We start from the raw sequence: 25,153 nt of genomic DNA on the forward strand, positions 1-25,153 counted from the left end.
TCACCAGGGGAGTAAAGAACCATGAAGCTACAGCAACTCTCGCTCTTCCTCGAGAACCGTCCCGGGCGCCTGGGCGCGCCCCTGGAGGCGATCGCCGCGCAGGGCATCAATCTGATGACCCTGTCGCTCGCGGACACCGCGCAGTTCGGCATCCTGCGCCTGATCGTGCGCGAGTGGGAGCAGGCCCGGCAGGTGCTGGAGAAGGCCGGCTGGGTGGTCAATCTTACCGAGGTGGTGGCGGTGGACGTACTCGACCGCCCCGGCGGTCTGGCCCAGGCACTGAAGGTGCTGGAAAGCGCCGGGCTCAATATCGAGTATATGTACGCCTTCTCGCTGCGCCGCGGTGACAAGGCGATCCTCATCTTCCGCTTCGAGGACCCGGACCAGGCCATCGCCGTCCTCACTGCCGCCGGTCTGCATGTGGTCGATGCCGAGGAACTCTTCAGTCACGTCTCGTAGCGTCGGGCCGTAAGAAGGGGGAAGAAATGAACGCAAATAGGTGAGGGCTGGCCCGTCACGCGGACGGGTCTGGGGCGTCAGTGCCGCGACTTGCCGGGATACGCCTCAGCGATATTCATTCTTCTTCATTCGCGTTCATTTGCGTTCATTTGCGGACAATCATTCTTCCTACGAGCACCTGATCTATGCCGACCCCCGGCTTTGCCATCGAAAACCGCGTCTTCGACCCCGCGGAAACCCTGCCGCGTCCGGAACTGGAAGCCCTGCAACTGGAGCGCCTGCGCGCCCTGGTCGAGCGGGTCGCCACGGTTCATTTCTATCGCGAGCATTTCCGCCTGCACGACATCACCCGGCGCAGCATCCGCAGCCTGGACGACATCCGGCGGCTGCCCTTCACCACCAAGGAGGACCTGCGCCGCCATCAGCCGCTCGGGTTCCTCGCGGTGCCGCGCAGGGACGTGGCGCGAATCCACGGATCTTCCGGCACCACCGGTCGGCCCACCTTCGTCGCCTATACGGCGCAGGACCTCAAGACCTGGTCGGGGCTGTGCGCCCGCTTTCTGGTGGCGGGGGGGCTGCGGCCCGAGCACACGGTGCAGATCGCCTTCGGCTACGGGCTCTTCACCGGCGGCTTCGGGCTCCATTACGGGGTCGAGCGGGTCGGGGCGGCCATCATCCCCGCCGCCTCCGGCAATACCCGCCGCCAACTCGACATCATCCATGACCTGGCCCCCGAGGTCCTGGTCTGCACCCCGAGCTATGCCCTCACCATCGCCGACGGCGCCCGCGATCTGGGGATGGACCCGCGCTCACTGCCGCTGCGCTTCGGCCACTTCGGCGGCGAGCCCTGGACCGAAGACATGCGCCGCGAGATCGAGGAGCAGCTCGACATCCTCGCCTTCAACAACTACGGTCTCTCCGAGATCATCGGCCCCGGTGTCAGCGGCGAGTGTGCCGCCCGCAACGGGATGCACCTGCAGGAGGACCACTTCCTGGTGGAGTGCATCGACCCCGAAACCCTGGAGCCGGTACCGGAGGGCGAGCCCGGGGAGTTGGTCATCACCACCCTGACCCGCGAGGCGGTGCCGATGATCCGCTATCGCACCCGCGATATCGCGCGGCTCTATCGCGAGCCCTGTCCCTGCGGGCGTAACACGACGCGCATGGGCCGGGTGGCCGGGCGCAGCGACGACATGCTGATCATCCGCGGCGTCAACGTCTTCCCGTCCCAGATCGAGGAGGCCCTGCTGCGCGTGGAGGGCACCACGCCCCATTATCTGATCGAGGTGGACCGCCCCGGGACCCTGGATCAGGTGACGGTCAAGGTGGAGATCCGCGCCGAGATGTTCTCCGACCGCATGGACCGGATGCAGGCCCTGCGCGAGCGCATCGCGCGCGAGATCCACGCCGTCGCCGGCATCCGTGCGGAGGTGGACCTGGTGGAGCCGCGGCGCATCGAGCGCTTTGCCGGCAAGGCGAAGCGGGTGCTGGACAAGCGCGCGCTGTCGGACAGTTGAACGGCCCGCGGCGCCCGAGACCACTTCAATGACCCGCTTTTTCCTCGTTTTTCTGCTGATCGTCGCGGTGCTCTTCACCGCAGAGCTACTGCCATGGACGCAGCAGGTCCTCGTGATTCCGTTCACCACCGGCATCGCGACGCTGGCCGTCGCCCTGATGCAGATCTGGGACAGTGAGATCGCGGCCCAGGGCAAGGTCATCTGGAACACTGCCAACGGCTTCGCGGTCTCCATCGAGGCCGGCTGTAACGGTGTCGAGGCAGGCATCATCCTGGCCGCTGCCATGCTGGCGTTCCCCGCCTCCTGGGTGCAGAAGCTGCTCGGCATCGCCATCGGCCTGGTGACGGTTCAGGTGCTCAATCTGGCGCGTATCATCACGTTATTCTATATCGGTCAATGGCATCAGACGGCGTTCGAGTGGGCGCACCTCTACATTTGGCAAGCATTGATCATGCTCGACGTGCTCGTCGTGTTTATGGTCTGGCTGCGGTGGGTCGCACCGCGTTCGAGCCTGCCCCGCCCCGGCGTCGGGCCGCGGCGGGATCCGCTGCGCCAGTTCTTGCTGCGCGTCCTGTTCTGGCTGCCGGTGTGTTTCGCGGGTTGGTACTATTTCTCGATCCTCTTTACCATCCCACTCGCCGCCCTGGTCGATGCCCTCATGACCTGGAGCTTTCCCAATCTTGTCGAACAGGTCGCGCAGCAGGGGAATGCGCTGACAGTGGTTACCGCGGTGCCGGCGCAGACCACGGTCAAGGGGGTCGCCCGGATGGGGACGCTGGTGTTCGAGGTCAATCCGCTGAAATATGGTTACTGCGTGCCGCTGTACACCGCGCTGCTGCTGGCGACCCCCGCCTCGGAAGCGGCGAAGGTCATCGGCTGGCTCGTCGCTATGCTGCTGCTGACGGCCGTTCAGGTCTTTGGGATTGCCACCGAAATCCTCAAGACGCTGGCCTTTCAACTGACCCCGGAGGCGCAGGCACTGCTCGGATTTACCAACCTGGGCTATGAGGGGCTGGCGTTGGCTTACCAATTCGGCTTCCTGATCCTCCCGCCCGCGGTACCTATCGTGCTTTGGTTCGCCCAGTTCCGTCCCGCGGTGTCGGGCCTACTGGACCGCAAATCTCACCCGGGGGTTGAACAGGGGCCGTCCATCGATGGATAAGGGGCCGGCGCTCGGGCCCGGGTATTTGCCCCGGCGGTACGCAAGGAGCGCCGGGCTGGTGCGTAGTGCCCTATTCTTCATCAGTTCAAATGGCACTACCGCACCCTTGCGTCCTTGCAGGACTATCTGCTGGTCGCGCAGACCGAGTGCCGGGTGGAGCACGACGTCCGCGCGGCCGCCGGCCGCCGGCTGCTGACCGACGATGGGGATCGCGACGACACGATCGACCTGGCCGCGCTGGGTTGTCGGTTGCGCCGGCGCGATATGTACGAGCGGGTGCCGTTTTAGTCGTCACTGCCGCTGGTAGTCCTCGACATAGCGGTTGCCGCGCCCTTGGAGGCGGCCGATCCGCCGGTCGCGTTCCAGTTCCCAGGCGTCGGGCGGGTCGGCGTTGTTCCACGCGGCGTAGAGTTGCGCGTCCTGGCGGCTGAGGTTGAAGCCGTAAGTGTCGCGCATGTAGAGCATGATGCGGGCGATGTCGCCGCGTACCGCGGGCGGGGGTTGGACGCGGCGGGTGCCGGCGTCGATGCGGATGGCGCAGGTGCCGTATTGGTCGCTGCCGCTGACCAGACCCCAGTTGTAGTCGGAGCGCTGGCCGTTGATGGTGCCGACCGCGGGGACCAGGTTCTGCAGGTCGTTGTGGGCGGCGGCGAAGAGCGGGTCGACCTTTTCACAGCATTGGCGCCGGGTCGGCGGGCGGGCGCCGGTTTGGGCGCAGGCCGGGAAGGCCGCGGGGTCGCGCCAGCAGGGGCGTGCCTGGCCGAACTGGGCGGCGGGGAAGACGTGGTCGGCCTCGACGCGCTGCGCCCGTTTCTCCCCGGCCAGGGCCGCGAGTCCGCACCCGCCGAGATCCGTGCGGTGCTGCGCATCGAAGGCGCAGCCGCAGTAGAAGCTCAGGCGGTGGTCGGCATAGACCTGGTCGTAGAGCCGGCGCTTGGCGGCGCTGAAGCTGGCGGCGACGTGCGGCAACTCCGGGGGCGGCAGCGCGGGCACCGGTCCTGGCGTGCGTCCCCCGGCGGGTGTCTGCGCGGGCACTGGCGGTGCGGGCGCCGGTACCGGTCCCAGGCCCCTGATCAGCCCCGCGGCACCGGCCGCGCTGTCCAGTATCACATCGTGCAGCAGGACCCGGATGTCGTGCGCGATGGCCAGGGCGCGCAGGGCCTGGGCTGACCAGCCGTGGGTCACGGACGCCGGCAGATAGGACAGCGCCGAGATCAGCGTGAGTCCCAAGGTCAGGTCGCGCAGGGCACCGAGGGTGTAGCGGGCGAAGGTCTGGAAGCTGGTGAGGGAGGCGGCGGCGGGTGAGGGGCGGGAGCGGCGTGAGCGAGGGGGCATCCGGACACTGGCGGGCGGGCGTGGCGAGCACGGCCTGGCACTGTAACAGAGCGGGCGACCACATTTTGAAGACGCTTCTCGCGATACCGCGCGGCGCTTGGGCAAGCATTCGCCCGGGACCCGCTCCAGGCCCGCTCCGTCGGCTGGGTGGAGCGCGGCAAAACGCGGCAAGCAACGGCTTGGTTTCCTGCAAGCGATGGGTTTCGCTGCGCTCTATCCATCCTACGGGGGAGGTACGAGAGAGACCTAGCTAATTGACGCGCAAGCTTCCTCGCGGCTACCTACCGGGACGCCGCGCGCGGCCGGGAACTGGCAGGCGAAGCGGGTGCCGGTGCCCAGGGTGCTGGCGATGACAAGCCGGGCGTCGTGGCGGTTGAGTACGTGTTTGACGATGGCGAGCCCGAGCCCGGTGCCGCCGACGGCGCGCGAGCGGCCCTGGTCGACCCGGTAGAAGCGCTCGGTGAGCCGCGGCAGGTGTTCGGGGGCGATGCCCTCGCCGTCGTCGGCGACGCTGAACAGGGGGCCGTCCGCGTCCTGCTCCCAGCGGATGTGGATGCTGGTGCCCGGCCTGGTATGCCGCACCGCGTTGTGGATCAGGTTGGACAGGGCGCTGCGCAACTCGACCTGATTGCCGAGGAGCCGCAGGGTCGGATCGATCCTGGTCTCGATGCGGTGCTGTCCGTCGCTTAAGGCCTGGGCCTCGTGGACGATCTGTTCCAGTTCGGCGGCTACGTCCACCGGCCCCTGACGGGTGTCCTGGTCGTCCATCTCCAGCCGCGAGAGGGTCAGCAGGTCTTCGATGATGGAGCGCATGCGCTGCGCCTGGCGCTGCATCAGTTCCAGCGGCCGGCGGTGGGCGGGGGGGGTGGCGGGGGCGTCCGCCAGGTTTTCCAGGAAGCCGGCGATGACGGTGAGTGGGGTGCGCAGTTCATGGGAGGCGTTGGCGACGAAGTCACGCCGGATCATGTTGAGGTGATAGAGCTTGGTGATGTCGCGCGCCACCACCAGTCGCTCGCCCTTGTGCTCGCCGAAGGGGGCGATGCGCAGCGAGAGCATGAGCGCGCGGTGGTGCTCGGGCGTGATCTCCAGGGGGCGCAGGTATTCGCCGACTTCGATAAAGGGGGCGAGATCCGGTTGGGCGAGCAGTTCGGACAGGCGCCGGCCCTCGTCGCGCGGCCAGTGGACGTCGAGCAGTGCGGCGGCGGCCGGGTTGGCCCACTCGATGCGTTGCAGCTTGTCCAGGATCACCAGGGCGTCCGGCACCGCGTCCGCGGCCTGGCGGAAGCGGCGGCTGAAGCGTACCTGGCGCTTGCGCCCCTTGCGTCCGCGCTGCTGGTAGCGGGCGATGCCGCGGTAGACCTCGCCCCAGGGACCCCGTGGGTAGGGCGGAGTCAGCCGGTGCCGACGGCGGATCAGGCGCACCAGCCGCAGCAGGAGATAGAGATGGCGCAGCAGGTAGGGCAGGGGCACGAGCGGCCAGACCCAGGCCGGCGCCGCGCCGAGGAGGACCAGCGCGACGCCCAGGGCGAGCGTGAGTGCGAGTGCGGCGAACTCGAAGATCAGTGGATACCCCCTGAAAGCCGTTGCGCTCAGGGCTTGGCCGAGAAGCGGTAGCCGACCCCGCGCACCGTCTGCAACAGGCGATCGTGGTTGCTTGCCTCCAGGGCCTTGCGCAGGCGGCGGACATGCACGTCCACCGTGCGCTCCTCCACATAGACCTGATCGCCCCAGACCTGATCGAGCAACTGGGAGCGACTGAAGGCGCGCTCGGTGTGGGTCATGAAGAAGTGCAGCAGCCGGTACTCGGTCGGCGCGACCTCGACCGGCTGGCCCCCGACGCTGACCCGGCGGCTGATGTGATCGAGGTGCAGCCCGTCCACCTCGACCGCATCGGCCGCATCGTCCGGCCGGGTGCGCCGCAGCACGGCGTTGACGCGCGCGACCAATTCCCGGGGGGAGAAGGGCTTGGCGATATAGTCGTCGGCCCCGGTGTCCAGCCCCTTGATGCGGTCCTCCTCCTCGCCGCGGGCGCTGACCATGATGATGGGCAGGGCCCTGGTCTTGGGGTTTTGCTTGAGCTGCTGGGCCAGTTCCAGGCCGGAGCGCCCGGGGAGCATCCAGTCCAACAGCATCAGGTCCGGTTCCTCGGCGGCCAGGAGGCGGCGCGCCTCGTCCGCGTGGCCCGCCTCCAGGCAGCGAAAGTCCGCGCCCTCGAGCGCGAAGCGGATCACCGCGCGGATGTCGGGCTCATCGTCGACGATCAGGATGCTGGCCATGGTGCTTGGGTCCCCGTGGGGTCCGGTTGGGTGCGGTCGCGTTGGCGCAATTGTATTTCCGGGCGGTTACGGTTCAATGACGGCGTGCAGCCCACCGGCACGGCGTCCGGCGTCTTGACCACGCGTTTGGCGAACGCGCTACAATCGACGCCTCATGAACGGTAAGCGCCTGATCGAAATTACCCTGGCCCTGGTGCTGTGGTACTTCCTCGCCGGTCTCGTCTTCGAGCGCGTGCTCGAGGTCCTGCCGCCCGGATACGACCGTGAGGCCTTCTTCCTCGCCGGTGCGGCCCTGCCCTGGTCGGTGCTGCTGCTCGGGTTTCTGGAGCCGCCCCATTCGGCGCTCGGCGGCGTGGTTCAGCAGGCGCTGTTTCTGGTCCTGACCGGGTTCGCCATCGCGCTCAATGCCTGGCTGGTCGATCAGGTGGTGGTACAGACCTGGCGCCTGGTCCGCATCCGCACGGCCGCGGGGCGGCGGCGCGACACTCGCAAGCGCACGACGCCCCTGCCGCCCGGCGGCGTCCCGCCTGAGCGCACGGTGCCCTCGCCACCGCCCGGGCGCGGCCTCCCGCGCGTCCCAGCACCATCCTCCCCCGCAAGTCCGCAAAGGACGCGGCAAGATACCATGAGACCTCGCGCATTCATCCAGGACCTGCCGGCCGACGACCGGGCGCACCAGACCCGGGAGAGGGGCGATCACGCGGCGCTGAGCCGGCCGCCCGCGCGCGACCAGACGTGAACCCGCGGGACAACCCCGCGCGCGGTCCGCGGCCGCGGCCCGCGGACCTCCCCGGTGGGCTGCGGACTCCACCCCTGGCGCTCTATATCCACACCCCCTGGTGTCTGCGCAAGTGTCCGTACTGCGACTTCAACTCCCACCCCGCGGGTGTCGCGCCGCCCTTCGCGGACTATGTGGCACGGCTGCTGGCGGACCTGGAGCAGGACCTGTGCGACCCCGCGGCCGGGCGCCCACTGACCAGCATCTTTATCGGCGGCGGTACCCCCAGCCTGTTTCCCGGGACGGCCATCCGGCGTCTCCTGGACGGGGTGCGCGCGCGCACGGTGGTGGCGGCGGACTGCGAGATCACGCTGGAGGCCAATCCCGGCGCGGCCGATGCCGCGCGCTTCGACGCCTACCGGCAGGCCGGGGTCAATCGTCTGTCCATCGGCGTCCAGAGCCTGGATGCCGGGATGTTGGAGCGCCTCGGGCGCATCCATGACCCGGCAGCGGCGCGCGCCGCCATCGGTGCCGCCCGTGCCGCCGGTATCGACAACCTGAACCTGGACCTGATGTTCGCCCTGCCGGGGCAGACCCTGGCCCAGGCCGCGGCGGACCTGGCGGCCCTGATCGAACTGGCGCCCGCGCACATCTCCTACTATCAGCTCACCCTGGAGCCTGACACCCCCTTCCACCGCGCCCCGCCGCCGCTCCCGGACGGCGACCTGGCCGCCGACATGGCCGCCGCCGGGCGGGCGCGGCTGGATCAGGCGGGGTACGCCCAGTATGAGGTCTCGGCCTACGCCGGCCCCGGGCGGCAGTGCCGGCACAATCTCAACTACTGGCGCTTCGGGGACTATCTGGGGATCGGGGCCGGCGCCCACGGCAAGCTCACCGACCCGTGCTCCGGGACCATCCGGCGCACCGCCAAGTGGGAGCGACCGGCGCTTTACCTGGGGTCAGCGCCGGCAGCCTTGTGCAGCAGCACGCGCGACCTGAGCGACGCCGACCGGGTCTTTGAGTTCGCACTCAATGCCTTGCGGCTCACGGCGGGGTTCGAGCGGGGGCTCTTCACGGCCCGCACCGGGTTGCCCTGGTCGCGGATCGAGCCGCTCGTCGCCGCGGCGCTGTCCGATGGGCTGCTGGCGGTGACCGCCGATAGCGTCGTACCCACCGAACTGGGCTGCGCCTTCACCGACGACCTGGTGATGCGCTTCCTGGTCGAGGACAGCCCCGATCAGGGGCGCGGCATGGTTGCGGGACAGCACGCAGGGTGATATCGTGTCGCGTTCGGCGTTCCCCCCAGATATATAGCGAGCCCGTGCAGGGCGAGAAGGGTCATCATGAAAGAAGGAATCCACCCCGCCTATGGCGATGTGAAGGTGGCGTGCAGTTGCGGCAACGAGTTCCAGACCCGCTCCACGCTGGGTAAGGACGTGCATATCGAGGTCTGCTCCGCCTGCCATCCGTTCTACACGGGCAAGCAGAAGATCGTCGACACCGCCGGACGCGTCGACCGCTTCCGCCGCAAGTACGCGCGCTAGACGGCGCGCGTTCCCGCGCGCGCCGTCTTCTGGTGCTGCGCACAGCAACGCAAGAGGGAGATGCCAATCTGCTTGGCATCTCCCGTTTTGCTTGCTCAAGATAACGGCACAGAACGGCAAGTCGAACCCACACCATACCGGAAGCCAACCCATGGCCGCCGCTGACCCGCTGGTGACATCTAAGCTGCGCGCCGCGCTCCAGACCCTTTACGGGGATCGCATCGAGCGCCTGGTATTGTTCGGCTCGCGCGCCCGCGGCGATGCCCGCAACGACTCCGACTACGACGTCGCGGTATTTCTCAGTGACCTGCACGACCGCTGGGCCGAGGCCGACCGGATCGCACTGGTGGCCACCGACATCCTGGGGGAGACGGGCGCTGTGATCCACGCGATGCCCTATCGGGCCGGGTCCTACCGGGAGCGGACCCCCCTGATGCACGAAGTGCGGCGCGAAGGTGTGGACCTGTGACGCCGGAATCCGCGCTGCACCTCGCCAAGGCGCGTCAATGCCTCGCGAACGCGCAGGTGAGTCTCGGTGTGGCGCTCGTGAACGACGCCGGTCGCGGCGCTTACCTCGCCGCCTTTCACGCCGCTTCGGCCTTCATCTTTGAACGCACCGGAAAGTTCACGAAGACCCATCAAGGCGTGCAACGCGAGTTCCATCGGCTGGCCAGGGGCGAGACGAGACTTGATGTAAGCTTCCCGGCGTTTCTGAGTCAGGCCTACAATCTGAAGGCCGTGGCCGATTATGAGCTCGGTCCGGATGCCGACATCCCCGCCGAGCGGGCCGCCGCGGCGATCGAGACCGCGGGGCGTTTTGTCGAGCGGATCGCCGATTTGATTGGCCCCTGATGCCGAAGAGCGGATGCCCGCGGGAGCCCACGGGCGGATGCCCGCAGGGCGATCCGCCACACTGCCCGGGTCCCGGCCTGACGTTTACAGTCAAGTCGTGGACGCCAGCCCCGCCGGCCGGACAGGGCCTCTGATTGCGCTATCCTGAAGCCATGGGCGGCATCGGGGTATGCTCATCTTCCTGCGCGCTGGCGATGATCCCAGGATGCCGCCGGGCGCCGGAACGCCTCTGTGCTCGGTCGCGTACCTGGACGAGGGCCTGCCCCGGTGGCTGGAGCTTGAGCCGGACAACCCCTATGTTGCGGCGCTGGTCCCGCTGATTATCCCGCGCGCCGAGGACCTGCGGGTCCGCGCACCGCAGGCTTGGCAGGTGATCCGTGCGGCACCCCTGGCGCCGCTGATCCGCGCCACCCTGGAGCGGATGCTCGAATGTTGGCTGATGGAACGGTTTCCATTACCCACCGATGATGAGTTGCGCACCATGTTTCCGGTACTGGTTCCCCTGGAACAAACACGCGCCTATCAGGATATCTTTGCCAAGGGCAAGGCCGAGGGCGAGGTCAAGGGCAAGGCCGATGGACTCAAGCGATTGCTGAAGCGCCGCTTTGGTGTCCTGCCCCGCTGGGCCGTCGTGCGTCTGGACGCGGCCGCCATGGCTCAGTTGGACGGCTGGCTGGAAGGGATCTTCGAGGCCCAGAGCCTGGAGGACCTGCTCGGTCCCAGGCCGCGGCGCGGCGTGCCGAAGGCGCCCTGACGCGCGACGGTGTAGGCTGTTGCGCGGTGCCGTAGGGCGGACGCCCGCAGGGCGATCCGCCATGGCGCCGACGCCGAAGACGGCCGAACCGTTGCGCGTTCCGCCCTACGGGCGTCTCTGCGTCTCTGCGTGAGATTTTTTAAGAGGGTTCACGCAGAGGCGCAGAGACGCAGAGGCGGTGACCCGCGACGCTCGGGTAACCCGCGAGGTCTCGTCGCGGCTGAAGCCGCTCCCACAGCGTCGCTGCGCGACTTTCAAGGTAAAGATGATGGAACCGCTGCGCGTCCTGCGCGCCGGACTGATGCCGCCTGTCGGATCAGGTGTCTTGTCGTTCTCACCCTCCCCCACTAAGGTAGAATCGGGGTCGGCAGCACTCGTCGCCCGCGCCGCAAAGAAACCACCGGGCTCCGCGTTGCCGAAACCTTTATTCAACCGATAGGCCGGAGGCAAGCGATGAAGACGACACTGACGGGCGCGGGGCTGCTGGCGGGGGCGCTGCTGGGGGCGGCGGTGCGGCTCAGGCGGAGCTGCTCGACTACACGGCGGGCGGCGTGGACCTGGTCTGGGACAACGACAATGGTACGACGGGATTGACCTGGCTGAAAAACGCCAACCTGGCCGACACGGTGGACTTTGGCGTGACCGGTATCGCGGCCAACGGCACCATGACCTGGGCCGTGGCTCTGAACTGGATCACGGCGATGAACGCGGCCAACTACGCGGGCACCAACGACTGGCGGCTGTGGTCGGCACGAAATAGCGACGGTACCGGCCCTTGTGTCGGCTACAACTGTGCCGGAAGTGAAATGGGGCACCTGTTCTACACCGAGGGCGGCCTGAGCGACAACCAAAGCATCACTACCAGCGCGACGCTAACTCAACATTTCACCAACATGCAGGTACCTGTGTACTGGTCCGGCACGACATATTCGGTGAATGCACTCTACGCCTGGGATTTCTACACCGTAAACGGCGTCCAAGAACTCGGCAGTAAGGACAACAGCCAGTTCTACGGCTGGGCCGTGCGCCCCGGACAAGCCGCCGCCGCCCCGCTACCCGCGACTGGCCTGCTGATGGCACTGGGCCTGCTGGCGCTCGGTGCTACCCGACGCGGGCGGCGAGCGACTTGGGTTATTCGGTCATGCGGATGATTCAGCGCTTACCATAAAGGTCGCGCGGCGACGCCGTGGGAGCGGCTTCAGCCGCGACCAGGCCTCGCAAGCGCCCGCCACGTCGCCGGTTACCGCGGCCTCGCAGCGCTTCTGCTAGCCGCTCCCAGGCAAGCTTTCATCGACCTGGGTGGCTGAGGTTCCTTCCACGGTCGTTAGAGGGGGATGAGGGGGGATACTTCCCCCTGCTCGCGCGCGCATCGCGTGTGGGGCCTTGACTATAATGCCCGCCCCTGCGTTGTCCGCGAGGTCGCCGGTCCGCGCAGCGGACCCTACGGCGTGGCCAACCCGTCGGGTCCGCGGTGCGGACCGCTACTGGCCTTCTTGCCGATCGAACGGTTTCCCTGACGGCCGAAGGCGCTCGCGCGGCGGTGCTTGCGCCACGCCATGGGTGGACGTGCGCCCGGAGTCCAAGGCTTCAGCCTTGGCGGGGAGGGCGCCAAGGCTGAAGCCTTGGACTCCAGCCTGTCCAGGCCTGCCTGCCGGACGATGGCCACCGGCGCCGCTTCCCTATTCAGCCGTCTCTCTTTACCAAGCGACGGGCCGACGCGACCTCTCATGTCGCGCTACGCCGCGGGCCATCCCTGGCCTCACCGACAAGCGAAGGCCCGTCGCTAAAGCATGGACTTCACGGCTTCCGCCTCGTCCGTCAATTCCTTCAACGTGATATTGATCTTCTCGCGGCTGTAGTCGTCGATCTCCAGGCCCGGGATGATCTTGAAGGCGCCGCCCTTGCACTCGCACGGCATGCCGAACACGATGCCGGCGGGGATGCCGTAGGAGCCGTCGGAGGGCACGCCCATGGTGACCCACTCGTCGGAACCGAGCACCCAGTCACGGACGTGGTCGATGGCGGCGTTGGCCGCGGACGCGGCAGACGACAGGCCGCGGGCCTCAATGATGGCGGCGCCGCGCTTGCCGACGGTCGGCAGGAAGGTGTTGTTGTTCCAGGCGTGGTCGTTGATCAGGGCCTTGACGTTGTCGCCGTTGGAGGTCGTATAGCGGTAGTCCGCGTACATGGTGGGGGAGTGGTTGCCCCAGACGACCAACTGCTTCAGGGACGAGACTGGACGCCCGATCTTGGCGGCCAGTTGCGACAGGGCGCGGTTGTGGTCCAGGCGCAGCATACCGTGGTAGTTGTTCGGGTCGGTGCGGCCGACCTTGCGGGCGGTGTTGCCGGCGATGTACGCGTTGGTGTTGGCGGGGTTGCCGACCACCAGGACCTTGACGGCCTCCTTGGCGTGGGTGGCGATGGCCTTGCCCTGCACGGTGAAAATGGCGCCGTTGGCGCTCAGCAGATCGGCGCGCTCCATGCCCTTGGTGCGCGGGCGGGCGCCGACCAGCAGGCAGACGTCGGCGTCCTTGAAGGCGACGTTCGGGTCATCGGTGCTGATCATGCCGGCGAGCAGCGGGAAGGCGCAGTCCTCAAGTTCCATCATGACGCCCTGCGCGGCGAGCTGCGCCTGCGGCAGGTCGAGCAGCTGCAGGATGACCGGCTGGTCGCGGCCAAGCATGTCGCCCGAGGCGATACGGAACAGCAGGCTATAAGCAATCTGGCCGGCGGCGCCGGAAACGGCGACGCGCATGGCGGGTTTGGACATAGGTCACTCCGGTAGGACAGGGCGTGGTGGGAATGGTGCGATAGCGGCGGCCGGTGCCGGTCGGATTCCTCGGGGAAGATAACAAGCGCCGGAAAACCAAGATGTTAAAAGTTCCTGGTGGTGCTGTCAATGCATCATTGTGCAGCATTGGCAGGACCGGAAAATGGCTGATCCAACCCGATGAGACGCGGGAAAATACCGAAACCTCAATACTGTCTATTCGCCATTCTCGGTTAGCAGACGTTCCAGTTCGGCGCTGTCGAGTCCCCGTTCGGGCCGCTCGGTCACCGGGTCCAGCGGTGGGTTGCGCAGGGCCTGGCGCGGCAGCACGACGAGTTCGATGGGGGTTTCGCCGGCCACGAAGCGCAACGCCGGGTGGGTGCGACGCTCCCCGTTTCCGTAGCGAAAACTGCGCTCACGCTCGTGCCAGGGGATGTGCGCCTCGATCAGCGCGAACACCACGTCCTCCGGGCACTCCGCGTAGAGGCATAGTTGCACGCCCGCGGCGGCCTGGCCTGACCCATGCAGCAGGGGGCCGATCAGGCGGGGGCTGAAGGCGCTGAAGCGGCGCATGGCCTGGAGCGCGTCGCCGCGCAAGCGCCGCAGCGCCGCGGCCTGCGCGGCGCCGGGGAAGAGTCGGCGTTGGGTCGAGAGCGCCTCCTGGATCGCCTCGTTGGTCGGCCAACTGCGCCGATCGAGGATGCCGATGCGGGCGGCGGCCTTGCGGCGCGCCCGGTCGAAGTCCGACAGGTCCTGCTCTACCATGATGCGGGCCGCCTCGTAGGCGATGCGCCAGTGCGCCGCGTTTAAACGGTCTCGTCCTGCCATGAGTTACCTCCGTTCGCGCCGCCCCGCAAGGACCGTCCAGCCGCACGCGGACGCAAGCCAGCCCGCGGCGTCAAGGTCGCGGGTGGCCTGCCGGGCGGTTGTTCGGGGTTTGCGCCCGTGGCTTCCAACCAATTGAATAATGACAGATTATTTGCGTTCATGGGCGGCAATCGAGCCGTTTCGGGCGCCCGCGTGGCGCAGCGCCTCACATGGGGCTCGCGGCGGCGCTGCGATGCAGGCATAGTGACGGGCGGCGAGGGTTAGCCGAACGTTAACATGCACGCCTGGTCGGCGCATTTTTTTGCAGTCGCGATGCGGCGGCCGCTCGCGGGTGCCACGGGTCCCCGGCGGGTCGGCCCTCTGCACGCCACTAATATGGGGGTTGCAGGTTTCGGGTTCCAGGTTCTCCCACAAAACATTCTCGGTTTGATATAGTTAGCGAGCCATTGCGCGGTCCATTGTAGGTCCTCCGCGCAAGCTACCAGGTTTTAAGAGAATCCCATGTTCGGTCTTCGCCGCAAAAACAAGGCCATGCTGGGCATCGACATCAGTTCGACCGCCATCAAGCTGATCGAGTTGTCACAGAGCGTCGGTTCGAGCACGGCCCTGTATCGGGTCGAGACCTTCGCCATCGAGCCCCTGCCGAGCAACGCGGTGGTGGAGAAGAAGATCGCCGACGCCGAGGCGGTGGGCCAGTGCATCCAGCGGGCGGTGCTGCGGGCCGGCACCAAGACCAAGCGCGCCGCGGTGGCCGTGTCCGGGTCCGCGGTCATCACCAAGGTGATCTCGATGTCTGCCGCGCTGAGTGACGCGGAGATGGAGAACCAGATCCAGTTGGAGGCGGACCAGTACATCCCCTATCCGCTGGAGGAGGTGAACATCGACTTCGACGTACTGGGGTCGTCCCAGGCGAGTGCGGACATGGTCGACGTCCTGCTCGCCGCCTCCCGCCGCGAAAACGTGGACGACCGCGTGAACGCCCTGGAGATTGGCGGTCTGACCGCCGCGGTGGTCGATGTCGAGGCTTACGCCATGGAGAACGCCTGCAGCCTCATTCTGGGCGGCCGCGGCGACGAGCACACGGAGCAGACCGTCGCGGTGGCCGACGTCGGCGCCTCCACGACGACCCTGCATGTGCTCCACGAGGGCCAGGTGGTGTACACGCGTGAGCAGAATTTCGGCGGCCAACAGCTCATCGATGAGGTGCAGCGGCGCTATGGGTTGCCGCGCGACCAGGCCACCCAGAAGATCCTCGACGGCGACGTTGCCGAGAACTACGACACGGAGGTATTGAGTCCCTTCAAGGAGGCACTGGCCCAGCAAATCAGTCGGGCGCTCCAGTTCTTTTATTCCGGTTCCACCTTCAGCCGGGTGGATCAGGTGATCCTGGCCGGCGGTGCCGCCAGTATCCGCAAGATCGATGAGTTGGTCGAGGAGCGCCTGGGTCTGCCCACCATGGTGGCGAATCCCTTCACGCAGATGTCGCTCTCCCCCCGGATCAAGGCCCAGGAGCTGATGCGCGAGGCCCCCGGACTGATGGTTGCCGTGGGTCTTGCGTTGCGAGGATTCGACTGATGGCCCGGATCAATCTACTCCCTTGGCGTGAGGCCGAACGGCGGCGGCGGCGGCGGGAATTCGCTATCGTTGCCGGGGTCGCGCTGGGGGCGGCCTTGCTGAGCGCGGTCGGGGTGCATTTTTGGTTCGAGTCCAGGATCGCGGCGCAGCAGGACCGCAACCGCTACATCGACGACCAGATCAGTCAGCTCAACCGCCAGATCAAGGAGATCCAGACCCTGGAGGAGACCAAGGCCAAGCTGCTTGCCCGCATGAACATCATCCAGCAGTTGCAACAGAGCCGCCCGGAGGTGGTCAGACTCTTTGACGAACTGGTGGCGGCAATTCCCGAGGGGGTCTATCTGACCAAGCTGGAGCAGACTGGACGCAACATCGTGTTGGAGGGGCGCGCCCAGTCGAACGCCCGGGTCTCGGCCTTCATGCGCAGCGTCGAGGGGTCCGCCTGGCTCGGCAACCCGCGCCTGCTGCTGATCGAACACAAGGACAAGACCGGGACCGGCTTGAGTCATTTCCGCCTGTCATTCGACCAGATACAACCCGTCGCCGGCCGCGACGGTAACAAACCGTCGTAACAGTGCCGCGACGCGGCACCCGCGACCAGAACGAACCTTCCGGATCAAAGCCCCATGGACCTGCGTGACCTGCGCGAACTCGACCTGAACAACATCGGCGAATGGCCGCTGCTGATCAAGGCGTTTGCCATACTGCTGTGCTGCGGCGCGGTCGCGGCGGCCTTCTATTACCTGGACTGGGAGTCTCAATTGGGCCGCTGGAAGGAGGAAGAGGCCAAAGAACTGGAACTGCGCAAGACCTTCGAGACCAAGCAGCGTAAAGCCGCCAATCTCAATGCCTACCGTCAGCAGCTTGAGGAGATGAAAGAGTCCTTCGGGGCCATGTTGCGGCAACTCCCGGACAAGACCGAGGTGGCGGGCCTGCTGGTGGACGTGTCCCAGACCGGGTTGGCGGCGGGATTGGAATTCGAGCTATTTCAGCCCGAGGGCGAGCAGTCGAAGGATTTTTATGCGGAATTACCGATCAACATTCGGGTGACCGGCCGTTATCACGAATTCGGGCGCTTCATCAGCGGACTCGCCGCGCTGCCGCGCATCGTGACCATCCACAACGTCAAGATCAGCAATCCATCGGGTGAACGCGGCGCGGCGGACTCCAAGCTGATGCTCCAGGCGCAGGTGAAGACCTACCGGTATCTGGATGAGGCCGCGACCAAATGACCAGGCGCGTCCGCCCGCGGTCCGGAGCCATTGCAGTACCCGCGCGGGGGCGGCGTACCGGCTGCCTGCCGGTGCTGTCGGCGATGCTCCTGTCGGCCTTGCTCGCCGGGTGCGGCGGCGCGGACCAGAGCGAATTGGAGGACTATGTTCGCAAGGTCAAGGCCCGTGACCCGGGGGCCATTGAGCCCCTTCCGGAGATCAAGCAGATCAATACCTACGTCTACGAGCCGGCCGAGCGGCGGGACCCGTTCGTGGTGGACGCACGCGGGAGCGACCAGCCTGCCACCGCGCCCGGGAACAGTTTGGCCCCCGATCCCCTGCGTCGCAAGGAAGAGCTTGAGGGGTTTGCCTTGGATGCCCTGCGCATGGTCGGCACCCTGGAACAGAATCAGACCAAGTGGGCACTGATCCGCAGTCCGAATGGCATCCTGCATCGGGTGCGGGTCGGCAACTACTTAGGGATGAACAATGGTCAGATCGTCAGCATCAGTGATGAGTCGATCCAGTTGACCGAAATCGTATCGGAAGGCCCCGGCGAGTGGCGCGAGCGCCAAGCCACGGTCGCGCTCACCCAATAACCCGTGGAGGGCAAGCCGCGATGATGAGCCCAAGTTACCCCCGCCCGCGCCGGTGCGCGCGCGGCGCCCGTCCCGCGCCGCCAAGGTTCCTGATCGCAGGGTTGACCTGGTGGCTGCTGCTCGCCTGTGCCGTCGGCGCCGCCCCGACCCGGGCCGTTGATCTTCAGAACGTGGAGTTTGCCGCCCTGCCCGGCAACCGGGTCGAGATCCAGCTGAGCTTCTCCGGACCCGTCGCCGCCCCCACCTCCTTCGCTACCGAGTCGCCGGCGCGTATCGCGCTGGACTTCGAGGGGGCCACCAGCAAACTCGATCGCAAGGCGATTCCAATCAATGTGGGTGCCGTCCACAGCCTGATCGCAGTGGAGGCCAGCAATCGCACCCGGGTGGTGGTCAACCTCAACGATTCGGTTCCCTATGAGGTCGCCGCCAACGGCAATAAGGTCACGCTCAAGATCAGCACCCAGGACGCCCCGGCGAGCGTTGCGCCGCCGCCCCGACCCGTGGAGCAGCCCGCCCCCATGGCTGGCCCCGCGGCTGGCCAGGGTGCCGGCGCGCGGCCCGCGTCCGCGAGTGGGCCGGCCGCTCCCCCCCGTTCCGCCGGCGCGGGCGGGGCGGTGCGCGACATCGATTTTCGGCGCGGAACCGGCGGCGAGGGGCGGGTCGTAATCAAACTGCCCAGTGCCAAGACCCGGGTGGCCGTGCGCGAACAGGCCGGGCATGTCTTCGTTGACCTCTATGACAGTTCGTTGCCCCCGCGCCTGTTCCGGCGCCTGGACGTGACTGATTTCGCCACCCCGGTGACCGCGGTGGAGTCCAAAGCGAGCGGGCGCAACGTCGTGCTCGATATCCAGACGGGTGCCGAGTATGACTACCTGGCCTATCAGACCGATGATCTCTTCACCCTGGAGTTCCGGGCCCTGACGCCGGCGGAGAAGGAACAGAACGAGAAGAAAAAGGTCGTTTTTAAAGGTGATCGCCTCTCGCTGAATTTTCAGGACATTGAGGTGCGCGCGGTCCTGCAACTGCTGGCCGACTTCACCGGCCTCAACCTGATCGCCAGCGATAACGTGCGCGGCAATATTACGCTGCGCCTGAAGAACGTACCCTGGGATCAGGCCCTGGACATCATCCTGAAGAGCAAGGGGCTGGCGATGCGTCAGACCGACAACGTCATCATGGTGGCGCCGAGTCAGGAGTTGGCCGCGGCGGAGAAGCTGGAACTGGAATCTCAAAAGCAGATCGAGGAGCTGGCCCCCTTGCGCACCGAGTACATTCAGGTCAACTACGCCAAGGCGGCCGACCTCGCTAATATGCTCAAGTCCGACAAGAGCAACCTGCTGACCAAGGATCGCGGCAATGTGACGATCGATGTGCGCACCAACACCCTGCTGGTGCAGGACACGACGGCGAAATTGGAGGACATCCGGCGCTTGGTCGGGCGTCTGGACGTGCCGGTGCGTCAGGTTATGATCGAGTCGCGTATCGTGATCGCGAACAATGATTTCGCGCGTGACCTGGGCGTGCGCTTCGGGGTCTCGGGGGCCACGGGAAGCTTGTCGTCAACCCAGATGATGACCGCGGGCGGAATGCCGGGCAACCTTGCCATCGCCGGGTACGACAAGGGTTCGTTCGGCCTCGACGTGAGTAAGACGCCGGTGGTGCCCTTTAACGCGGGGATCGTGAATCCGGCCGGCTCCGGCAACCAGTCCCTGCTCGTCAACCTGCCCGCCGTTGCCCCGTCCGGTGCGGTCAATTTCCTGATCGGCAAAGTGGGCTCCTATCTGATGCAACTCGAACTCTCCGCCATGCAGCTGGAGGGCCGCGGCGAGATCATCTCCAGCCCCAGGGTCATTACCTCCGACGCCAAGAAGGCCACGATCAAGATGGGCCAACAGATCCCCTATACGACGAGTGCCGGGGGCGGCGGCGGGGCCACCACGACCGAGTTCAAGGACGCGGTGCTCCAACTCGATGTGACGCCCCAGATCACCCCGGACGACCGTGTCATCATGGAACTGAAGGTCGACAAGAATGCTCCGGACTGGACCAGGGTGACCAACTCAGGCGTTCCTATCAATACCCGCTCGGTGGAGACGACGGTACTGGTGGACAATGGCGAGACCGTGGTCTTGGGCGGTGTCTTCGAACGGGAGAAGGCCTACAACAAGGAGCAGGTACCCTGGTTGGGCGATGTCCCTATGCTCGGGCGTCTGTTCAAGAAGGAGGCGCGCAAAGACAACAACTCCGAGTTGCTGATCTTCGTCACCCCAAAGATCCTGAAGGGTGAGGCGGTGCGCAACTGACTCTGAACCAGCGCCCTTGGGCGCTGGTTGCGGTGCGCAGCACGACGGCTATGACGATCTACCTCGCTCTCAAGACGCTGTTGTTGCCACCGGGGCTCATTATCTTGCTGCTTGTCGCCGGGTTCCTGCTCGTGCGCGGGGCCTGGGGGCGGCTGCTGGTGTTCATCGGGACTGCCATCCTGACTCTGCTGTGCCTGCCCGTCGTCGCGACGCTGCTGATGGCGCCTTTGGAGCCCTATCCGCCCTTGGACCTCCAGCAGCCGCTGCCGACCCAGGCCCAGGCCATTCTGGTGCTGGGCGCCGGCTTTGCCACCACCGGGGGCGAGTATGGGGGCCCCACGTTGGACGGTTTCAGCCTGCAACGGGTGCGCTACGGGGCCTGGCTGCATCGCGCCACCGGTCTGCCGATCTATGTCACCGGCGGCGGGCTCACGGAGGGTGATCCGGCCGTGGGCGACCTGATGGCGCGGACCTTGCGAGAGGAGTTCGCGGTCCCGGTGGCCGGCGTGGAGAACCGCAGCCGCACCACCTGGGAGAATGCGGCCTACTCCAAACCGATGCTCCAGCGTGCCGGGGTCTCCGGCGTGCTTTTGGTCAGCGACGCCTGGCATCTGCCGCGGGCGGTGGAGGTCTGCGAGCAGGCCGGCATCGGCGTGATTCCGGCTCCCACCGGCGCTGTTTCCATCCCGAACTGGCGACACGGGCTTGGTCTGGGCGACTGGCTGCCCACGGCGCGGGCCTTCCCCATCAGCTATTTTGCTCTGCATGAGCATCTGGGGCGGCTCTGGTACCAGGTCCGTCAGTGGGTGCAGGGCGTGCCGCGGGTCGCGCCCGGGGCGGATCAGGCGCGGCTCGAGGACCTGTCGCCGACACGCTTCAGCGCGGCCGTGCCGCAGGCCGTTGCGCCGAACGCCGCCGAGGGCATCCGAGGCGATGCACCTTGAGCCCCCCTCCCGAGCTGCCTTGCTCAGGTTGAGGCCGCAATGATCGCTCCGGCCTTGCTCGGCCTGATCCATAACGCCGCCCTGCTCCTGGCCCTGGCCCTGGTCCTGGACCTTTTTATCCGCGGCGCCGGGGATCGCGGGTCTGTATCGGCGCGCCTGCTCGCCGGCGGCCTCATCGGGGCCATCGGGGCCGCGATCATGCTGGCGCCCTGGCCCCTGGTCCCCGGGCTCGTCTTCGATACCCGTTCGGTCCTGCTGGCCGTGAGCGGGCTTTTCTTCGGTGCCGTGCCGACCCTGGTGGCCATGGCGATGACCGCCGCCCTGCGGCTCTACCAGGGCGGCCTGGGGGCGCCGGTCGGGATCGGCGCGATCCTCGCCGCCGGGACCCTCGGCATCGCTTGGCGGTACCTGCGCCCGGCGCCGGAGCGTCTGCCAATGCTGGAATTTTACCTGTTCGGGGTCCTGGTCCATGCCGTGGTACTGGTCTTGATGATGATCATGCTGCCGCCGTCGGCCGCGGCCCTGGTGCTCCAGCGCATGGTCTGGCCGGTGCTCGCGATCTTCCCGGTGGCCACCCTCTTCCTGGCCGCCCTGATGGCCGCCCGGGTGCGCCGTCAGCAGCGCGAGTCGGCCCTGCGCCAGGAGCAGGCGCTGCTGCGCCATACCCAGGAGATTGCCCGACTCGGCGGCTGGGAATACGAGGTCGCGACCGGGCAGCGGCACTGGACCGAGGAGGTCTACCGCATCTATGGGCTTGGCCGTGACTACGACCCCAGCGACACCGAGCGCAACATCGCCTTCTATGTCCCGGAGGATCGCCCGCGGATGGCCGCGGCCTTCCAGCGCGCCCTGGATCTCGGTGAGCCCTATGACCTGGAACTGCGGCTCATTACCGCGCAGGGCGAGCGTCGCTGGGTGCGTGCCCGCGCCGAGGCCGAGGTGCGCGGCGGCCGGGTGGTACGGCTCTTCGGCAGCCTCCTGGATATCACCGATCGCCGTCAGGCGGAGGAGCAGGTCCGTGCCGCCCAGGCCGAGACGGCCCAACTGCTCGCCGTCTCGGACCAGGCGCGCGCGGCCTTGTTGAGCCTGCTGGAGGAGCAGGAGCGCACGGCGCAGACCCTGCGCGAGAGCGAGGAGCGCACCCGCCTGCTCACCGAACAGGTGCCGGTCATCCTCTACCGGGCCTCCCTGGACCCCGGCAGCCCAAAGCTCTATGTCAGCCCGCGGATCGGCGACCTGGGCTACACGCCAGAGGCGCTGACCGCGGCCCCTGAACTGTGGATGCGGCTGATCCACCCCGACGACCGCCAACCGGTCCTCGATGCCTTGGCGGCATTGCCCCAGGGCGGCGGTGCCTTGGCCATGGACTATCGCCTGGCGACCCGCGACGGTCGGTGGCGGCATTACCACGATGCGGCGCAGGTGGTGCGCGATGGCGAGGGTCGGCCGCGCTACCTCCAGGGGGTGATGCTCGATGTGACTGAGGCGCGGCTGGCGGAGCAGACCTTGATCCTGCAGGCACGCCGCGCCACCGCCCTGCTGGACCTGCCGGGGGCCGCCGAGCGCCTGGACGAGCGGGCCTTCATGCAATACGGACTGGAGCTGGCAGAGGGGCTCACCGGGAGCCGGATCGGGTTTACCCACTTCGTCCATGATGACCAGGAACAGGTCGAGATGGTCGCCTGGTCCAGGGCCACCCTGGAGCATTACTGCCAGGCCGCCTATGACCGTCACTACCCCGTCAGTGAGGCCGGCATCTGGGCCGAGGCCCTGCGGCGGCGCGCCCCGGTGGTCTTCAACGACTATGTCGGCGCCCCCCAGGAGGAGATCGGCCGGCGCGGGCTCCCGGCCGGTCACGCGGCGCTCGCGCGCCTGGTCAGCGTGCCGGTCCTGGAGTCCGGACTGGTGCGGATGATCGCCGGGGTCGGCAACAAACCGGAGCCCTATACGGACCTGGACGTGGAAACCGTCCAGCTCCTGGCCAACGAGGTGTGGCGGATCGTCCGTCAGCGCCGCGACGAGGCCCAACTGCGTAAGCTCGCCCAGGCGGTGGAGCAGAGCCCGGAGAGCATCGTCATCACCGACCTGGAGGGCCGGATCGAGTATGTCAACGAGGCCTGCGAGCGTGCTACCGGCTACGCTCGCGCCGAGTCCATCGGCCAGAACCCGCGCATCCTGCGCTCCGGCAAGACCCCGGCGTCCACCTACCGGGCACTGTGGGAGGCCCTGACCCAGGGCCAGCCCTGGCTGGGCGAGTTCATCAATCGGCGCCGCGACGGCAGTGAGTATACCGAGCACGCCATCATCACCCCGCTGCGCCGACCCGACGGGTCCATTACCCACTATGTCGCGGTGAAGGAGGATATCACCGAAAAACAGCGGGTGGCCGAGGAACTGGACGGCTACCGTCACCACCTGGAGGAACTGGTGGCGAGCCGGACCCTGGAACTGTCAGCGGCGCGCGCCCGGGCCGAGGCCGCCAACCAGGCCAAGAGCGACTTCCTGGCCAACATGAGCCACGAGATCCGCACGCCCATGAACGCCATCGTCGGGCTGACCCACCTGCTCGCGCGCACCCCGGTCACGCCCGCCCAGGCGGAGCGGCTGCGGCGCATCGACGGCGCCGCCCGGCACCTGTTGGCCATCCTCAACGACATCCTGGATCTGTCCAAGATCGAGGCGGGGCGCCTGGAACTGGAGGGTTGCGATTTCGTCTTGGGCCGCGTCCTGGACCAGGTCCGGTCCCTGGTCGCGGAGCAGGCCGCCGCCAAGGGGCTCACCCTGGAGGTGGAACGCGACGTCGCGCCCCGGTGGCTGCACGGGGACCCGACGCGCCTGCGTCAGGCGCTGCTCAATTATGCGGCGAATGCGGTTAAATTCACCGAGCGCGGCGGGGTGCGGCTGCGCGCCCGGATACTCGAAGAGGCGCCCGCGGGGCTCTTGGTGCGCTGTGAGGTGCAGGACACCGGTATCGGCATCGCCGCGGAGCAGCTGCCGCGCCTGTTCGGCGCCTTCGAGCAGGCGGATGCCTCCACGACCCGCCGCTACGGCGGCACCGGCCTGGGGTTGGCGATCACCCGCCGGCTGGCGCAGTTGATGGGTGGGGAGGCCGGGGCCCAGAGTGTGCCGGGGCAGGGGAGCACCTTCTGGTTCACGGTGCGGTTAGGCCGTGGTCAGGGCGAGTCGGTCGATCAGGACCAGGAGGCAACCCCGGGCGGGGCCCCGGCCGCCCGCGATGCGGAAGAACAACTGCGCCGCCGCCACGCCGGGGCGCGGCTCTTGCTGGTGGAGGACAACGTCATCAACCGGGAGGTGGCCCTGGAACTGCTGTGTGGGGCCGGGCTCGCGGTGGACACCGCGGCGGATGGTCGCGAGGCGGTCGCGATGGCCGCGGTCAGTGCCTATGACCTGATCCTGATGGACGTGCAGATGCCGCTCATGGACGGCCTGGCGGCGACCCGCGCCATCCGCCGCCTGCCGGGGCGCTCCGCCACGCCCATCCTGGCCATGACCGCCAATGCCTTCGACGAGGACCGGGAGGCGTGCGTCGAGGCCGGCATGGATGGCCATGTGGCAAAGCCGGTGGACCCGGCGGCCCTGTTCGACGCCCTGTTGCAGTGGTTGTCCGAGGATCCGACGACGACCCTCCCGGCGCCGGCGGCGTCATTGGCCGCGGATTGGCCTGCGGCGTCGGGGCGCACTGAGGCTGCACCAGCGCGGCTCGGCGCCGCGGCCCCAGTTCTTGGCGGGGCGCGCCCATGGAGCGCCGACACCCGCCGCTACCTGCGCACCTATGCCCTGGGCCACGGGCAGGACATGGCCGAGCTGCGCCGCCGCCTCGTCGCGGGCGAGCGGGACCAGGCCCGGTTCATCGTCCACACTCTGCGGGGGGTCTCGGGCACGCTGGGTGCGACGGCGGTCCAGCACGCGGCCGCGGCCCTGGAGACGGCGCTGCGCACCGGCGCGGACGCCGCCGCCTGCGAGCCCCTGATCGCGGCCGTGCAGCGGGCCTACACGGCCGTCGCGGGCGACATCCTGGCTCAGTTGCCGCAGGACGAGTTCACGCCGCCGGCCGCGACCCCCGACGGCGCCGGCCTGCGGGACCTGGTGCAACGCCTTGACGCCCTGCTGGCGGTCGGTGACATCGCCGCCGGGCACCTCTTCCGTGAGTCCGCGGGGGCGCTGCGCGCGGTGTTGGGCGAGGACCTGGGGCGGCTGACGCGGCAGCTCGACGCCTTCGACTACGACGGGGGGCGCGCTACCCTGAGCGCCATCCGGTGGCCGGATGCGTGATCCATCGTTGTCG

General features: G+C 67.6%; 22 protein-coding genes and 2 pseudogenes. 19 read left to right on the top strand and 5 right to left on the bottom strand.

The annotated features are described in order from the left end of the window. Window positions 1–21: 21 nt before the first annotated feature. From THSYN_RS10330 to THSYN_RS33675, 5 genes and pseudogenes are all read left to right on the top strand, one after another. Complete coding sequence (locus tag THSYN_RS10330; RefSeq protein WP_100919071.1) at window positions 22–459, top strand: ACT domain-containing protein; 438 nt, start codon at window positions 22–24, stop codon at window positions 457–459. A 185-nt stretch (window positions 460–644) separates the two neighbouring features. Further along, the gene (locus THSYN_RS10335) at window positions 645–1,976 is read left to right on the top strand and encodes a phenylacetate--CoA ligase family protein (protein WP_100919072.1); all 1,332 of its coding nucleotides are present in this window, start codon (window positions 645–647) and stop codon (window positions 1,974–1,976) included. A gap of 28 nt (window positions 1,977–2,004) precedes the next feature. Further along, window positions 2,005–2,499, top strand: a pseudogene (gene xrtH / locus THSYN_RS37230) (exosortase H); the annotation flags it as partial. An 84-nt stretch (window positions 2,500–2,583) separates the two neighbouring features. Then, window positions 2,584–3,138: pseudogene (locus THSYN_RS37235) on the top strand (exosortase H-associated membrane protein); the annotation flags it as partial. Between the two features lie 114 nt (window positions 3,139–3,252). Next, window positions 3,253–3,426 (top strand): hypothetical protein, encoded by a 174-nt coding sequence (locus tag THSYN_RS33675; RefSeq protein ID WP_157817582.1) that lies wholly within the window; start codon window positions 3,253–3,255, stop codon window positions 3,424–3,426. Between the two features lie 3 nt (window positions 3,427–3,429). On the opposite strand, the gene THSYN_RS10350 is transcribed toward THSYN_RS33675, so the two are convergent. The 3 genes from THSYN_RS10350 to phoB all read right to left on the bottom strand — a co-directional run bounded on the left by THSYN_RS10350 (window position 3,430) and on the right by phoB (window position 6,749). Next, window positions 3,430–4,473 (bottom strand): endonuclease, encoded by a 1,044-nt coding sequence (locus THSYN_RS10350; RefSeq protein WP_216644723.1) that lies wholly within the window; start codon window positions 4,471–4,473, stop codon window positions 3,430–3,432. Between the two features lie 246 nt (window positions 4,474–4,719). Next, window positions 4,720–6,066 carry a phosphate regulon sensor histidine kinase PhoR gene (phoR, locus tag THSYN_RS10355; protein ID WP_335582514.1) on the bottom strand — a complete coding sequence of 449 codons (1,347 nt, stop codon included), beginning with the start codon at window positions 6,064–6,066 and terminating at the stop codon, window positions 4,720–4,722. Next, window positions 6,063–6,749 carry a phosphate regulon transcriptional regulator PhoB gene (gene phoB, locus THSYN_RS10360; protein ID WP_100919074.1) on the bottom strand — a complete coding sequence of 229 codons (687 nt, stop codon included), beginning with the start codon at window positions 6,747–6,749 and terminating at the stop codon, window positions 6,063–6,065. Before phoB ends, phoR begins: the two co-directional genes overlap by 4 nt. 154 nt (window positions 6,750–6,903) lie before the next feature. On the opposite strand from phoB, the gene THSYN_RS10365 reads away from it, so the two are divergent. The 7 genes from THSYN_RS10365 (at window position 6,904) to THSYN_RS10395 (ending at window position 11,768) form a co-directional block, all read left to right on the top strand. Next, window positions 6,904–7,488, top strand: coding sequence for a hypothetical protein (locus tag THSYN_RS10365; RefSeq protein WP_100919075.1), 585 nt, complete (start codon window positions 6,904–6,906; stop codon window positions 7,486–7,488). Further along, the gene (hemW, locus tag THSYN_RS10370; protein WP_418219912.1) at window positions 7,485–8,744 is read left to right on the top strand and encodes a radical SAM family heme chaperone HemW; all 1,260 of its coding nucleotides are present in this window, start codon (window positions 7,485–7,487) and stop codon (window positions 8,742–8,744) included. The genes THSYN_RS10365 and hemW overlap by 4 nt, the downstream gene beginning before the upstream one ends. Before the next feature lie 66 nt (window positions 8,745–8,810). Next, window positions 8,811–9,011 carry a 50S ribosomal protein L31 gene (rpmE, locus tag THSYN_RS10375; protein WP_100919076.1) on the top strand — a complete coding sequence of 67 codons (201 nt, stop codon included), beginning with the start codon at window positions 8,811–8,813 and terminating at the stop codon, window positions 9,009–9,011. 151 nt (window positions 9,012–9,162) lie between these two features. Continuing rightward, the gene (locus THSYN_RS10380; protein ID WP_100919077.1) at window positions 9,163–9,480 is read left to right on the top strand and encodes a nucleotidyltransferase domain-containing protein; all 318 of its coding nucleotides are present in this window, start codon (window positions 9,163–9,165) and stop codon (window positions 9,478–9,480) included. Next, a complete protein-coding gene (locus THSYN_RS10385; RefSeq protein ID WP_100919078.1) occupies window positions 9,477–9,863 on the top strand; it encodes a HEPN domain-containing protein in 387 nt (128 codons plus the stop codon). Before THSYN_RS10380 ends, THSYN_RS10385 begins: the two co-directional genes overlap by 4 nt. Before the next feature lie 169 nt (window positions 9,864–10,032). Next, window positions 10,033–10,617: a DUF2887 domain-containing protein gene (locus THSYN_RS10390; protein WP_157817583.1), complete on the top strand. Its 585-nt coding sequence runs from the start codon at window positions 10,033–10,035 to the stop codon at window positions 10,615–10,617. Between the two features lie 551 nt (window positions 10,618–11,168). Further along, window positions 11,169–11,768 carry an Lcl C-terminal domain-containing protein gene (locus THSYN_RS10395; RefSeq protein WP_157817584.1) on the top strand — a complete coding sequence of 200 codons (600 nt, stop codon included), beginning with the start codon at window positions 11,169–11,171 and terminating at the stop codon, window positions 11,766–11,768. 632 nt (window positions 11,769–12,400) lie between these two features. Here the strand turns inward: THSYN_RS10395 and THSYN_RS10400 are convergent. Next, window positions 12,401–13,387, bottom strand: coding sequence for a malate dehydrogenase (locus THSYN_RS10400; protein WP_100919080.1), 987 nt, complete (start codon window positions 13,385–13,387; stop codon window positions 12,401–12,403). Between the two features lie 216 nt (window positions 13,388–13,603). After that, on the bottom strand, window positions 13,604–14,215 hold the full coding sequence (locus THSYN_RS10405; protein ID WP_100919081.1) for a hypothetical protein: 612 nt from the start codon (window positions 14,213–14,215) through the stop codon (window positions 13,604–13,606). Between the two features lie 501 nt (window positions 14,216–14,716). On the opposite strand from THSYN_RS10405, the gene THSYN_RS10410 reads away from it, so the two are divergent. The 7 genes from THSYN_RS10410 to THSYN_RS10440 are packed head-to-tail and all read left to right on the top strand — an operon-like array spanning window position 14,717 to window position 25,140. Beyond that, entirely contained in the window at window positions 14,717–15,790 is a 1,074-nt protein-coding gene (locus THSYN_RS10410; RefSeq protein ID WP_100919082.1) for a pilus assembly protein PilM, read from the top strand. Next, complete coding sequence (locus tag THSYN_RS10415) at window positions 15,790–16,362, top strand: PilN domain-containing protein (RefSeq protein WP_100919083.1); 573 nt, start codon at window positions 15,790–15,792, stop codon at window positions 16,360–16,362. Before THSYN_RS10410 ends, THSYN_RS10415 begins: the two co-directional genes overlap by 1 nt. A 54-nt stretch (window positions 16,363–16,416) precedes the next feature. Then, window positions 16,417–17,022 carry a type IV pilus inner membrane component PilO gene (locus THSYN_RS10420; protein WP_100919084.1) on the top strand — a complete coding sequence of 202 codons (606 nt, stop codon included), beginning with the start codon at window positions 16,417–16,419 and terminating at the stop codon, window positions 17,020–17,022. Further along, window positions 17,019–17,600 (top strand): pilus assembly protein PilP, encoded by a 582-nt coding sequence (locus tag THSYN_RS10425; protein ID WP_335582498.1) that lies wholly within the window; start codon window positions 17,019–17,021, stop codon window positions 17,598–17,600. Before THSYN_RS10420 ends, THSYN_RS10425 begins: the two co-directional genes overlap by 4 nt. Window positions 17,601–17,620: 20 nt before the next feature. Next, a complete protein-coding gene (gene pilQ, locus THSYN_RS10430; RefSeq protein ID WP_100919085.1) occupies window positions 17,621–19,903 on the top strand; it encodes a type IV pilus secretin PilQ in 2,283 nt (760 codons plus the stop codon). A 50-nt stretch (window positions 19,904–19,953) separates the two neighbouring features. Continuing rightward, the gene (locus tag THSYN_RS10435) at window positions 19,954–20,847 is read left to right on the top strand and encodes a YdcF family protein (protein ID WP_100919086.1); all 894 of its coding nucleotides are present in this window, start codon (window positions 19,954–19,956) and stop codon (window positions 20,845–20,847) included. A gap of 39 nt (window positions 20,848–20,886) precedes the next feature. Further along, on the top strand, window positions 20,887–25,140 hold the full coding sequence (locus tag THSYN_RS10440) for a PAS domain-containing protein (protein ID WP_100919087.1): 4,254 nt from the start codon (window positions 20,887–20,889) through the stop codon (window positions 25,138–25,140). The last annotated feature ends 13 nt before the right edge of the window (window positions 25,141–25,153 follow it).

It is taken from the genome of Candidatus Thiodictyon syntrophicum (assembly GCF_002813775.1).
GTDB classification, from domain to species: Bacteria; Pseudomonadota; Gammaproteobacteria; order Chromatiales; family Chromatiaceae; genus Thiodictyon; species Thiodictyon syntrophicum.

Bases quoted from the DNA above. Each gene is read 5' to 3' on its own strand.
- THSYN_RS10330 (WP_100919071.1), top strand. From the start codon at position 22: ATGAAGCTACAGCAACTCTCGCTCTTCCTCGAGAACCGTCCCGGGCGC.
- THSYN_RS10335 (WP_100919072.1), top strand. From the start codon at position 645: ATGCCGACCCCCGGCTTTGCCATCGAAAACCGCGTCTTCGACCCCGCG.
- THSYN_RS10350 (WP_216644723.1), bottom strand. From the start codon at position 4,473: ATGCCCCCTCGCTCACGCCGCTCCCGCCCCTCACCCGCCGCCGCCTCC.
- phoB (WP_100919074.1), bottom strand. From the start codon at position 6,749: ATGGCCAGCATCCTGATCGTCGACGATGAGCCCGACATCCGCGCGGTG.
- THSYN_RS10365 (WP_100919075.1), top strand. From the start codon at position 6,904: ATGAACGGTAAGCGCCTGATCGAAATTACCCTGGCCCTGGTGCTGTGG.
- rpmE (WP_100919076.1), top strand. From the start codon at position 8,811: ATGAAAGAAGGAATCCACCCCGCCTATGGCGATGTGAAGGTGGCGTGC.
- THSYN_RS10380 (WP_100919077.1), top strand. From the start codon at position 9,163: ATGGCCGCCGCTGACCCGCTGGTGACATCTAAGCTGCGCGCCGCGCTC.
- THSYN_RS10390 (WP_157817583.1), top strand. From the start codon at position 10,033: ATGCTCATCTTCCTGCGCGCTGGCGATGATCCCAGGATGCCGCCGGGC.
- THSYN_RS10400 (WP_100919080.1), bottom strand. From the start codon at position 13,387: ATGTCCAAACCCGCCATGCGCGTCGCCGTTTCCGGCGCCGCCGGCCAG.
- THSYN_RS10405 (WP_100919081.1), bottom strand. From the start codon at position 14,215: ATGGCAGGACGAGACCGTTTAAACGCGGCGCACTGGCGCATCGCCTAC.
- THSYN_RS10410 (WP_100919082.1), top strand. From the start codon at position 14,717: ATGTTCGGTCTTCGCCGCAAAAACAAGGCCATGCTGGGCATCGACATC.
- THSYN_RS10415 (WP_100919083.1), top strand. From the start codon at position 15,790: ATGGCCCGGATCAATCTACTCCCTTGGCGTGAGGCCGAACGGCGGCGG.
- THSYN_RS10420 (WP_100919084.1), top strand. From the start codon at position 16,417: ATGGACCTGCGTGACCTGCGCGAACTCGACCTGAACAACATCGGCGAA.
- THSYN_RS10425 (WP_335582498.1), top strand. From the start codon at position 17,019: ATGACCAGGCGCGTCCGCCCGCGGTCCGGAGCCATTGCAGTACCCGCG.
- pilQ (WP_100919085.1), top strand. From the start codon at position 17,621: ATGATGAGCCCAAGTTACCCCCGCCCGCGCCGGTGCGCGCGCGGCGCC.
- THSYN_RS10435 (WP_100919086.1), top strand. From the start codon at position 19,954: ATGACGATCTACCTCGCTCTCAAGACGCTGTTGTTGCCACCGGGGCTC.
- THSYN_RS10440 (WP_100919087.1), top strand. From the start codon at position 20,887: ATGATCGCTCCGGCCTTGCTCGGCCTGATCCATAACGCCGCCCTGCTC.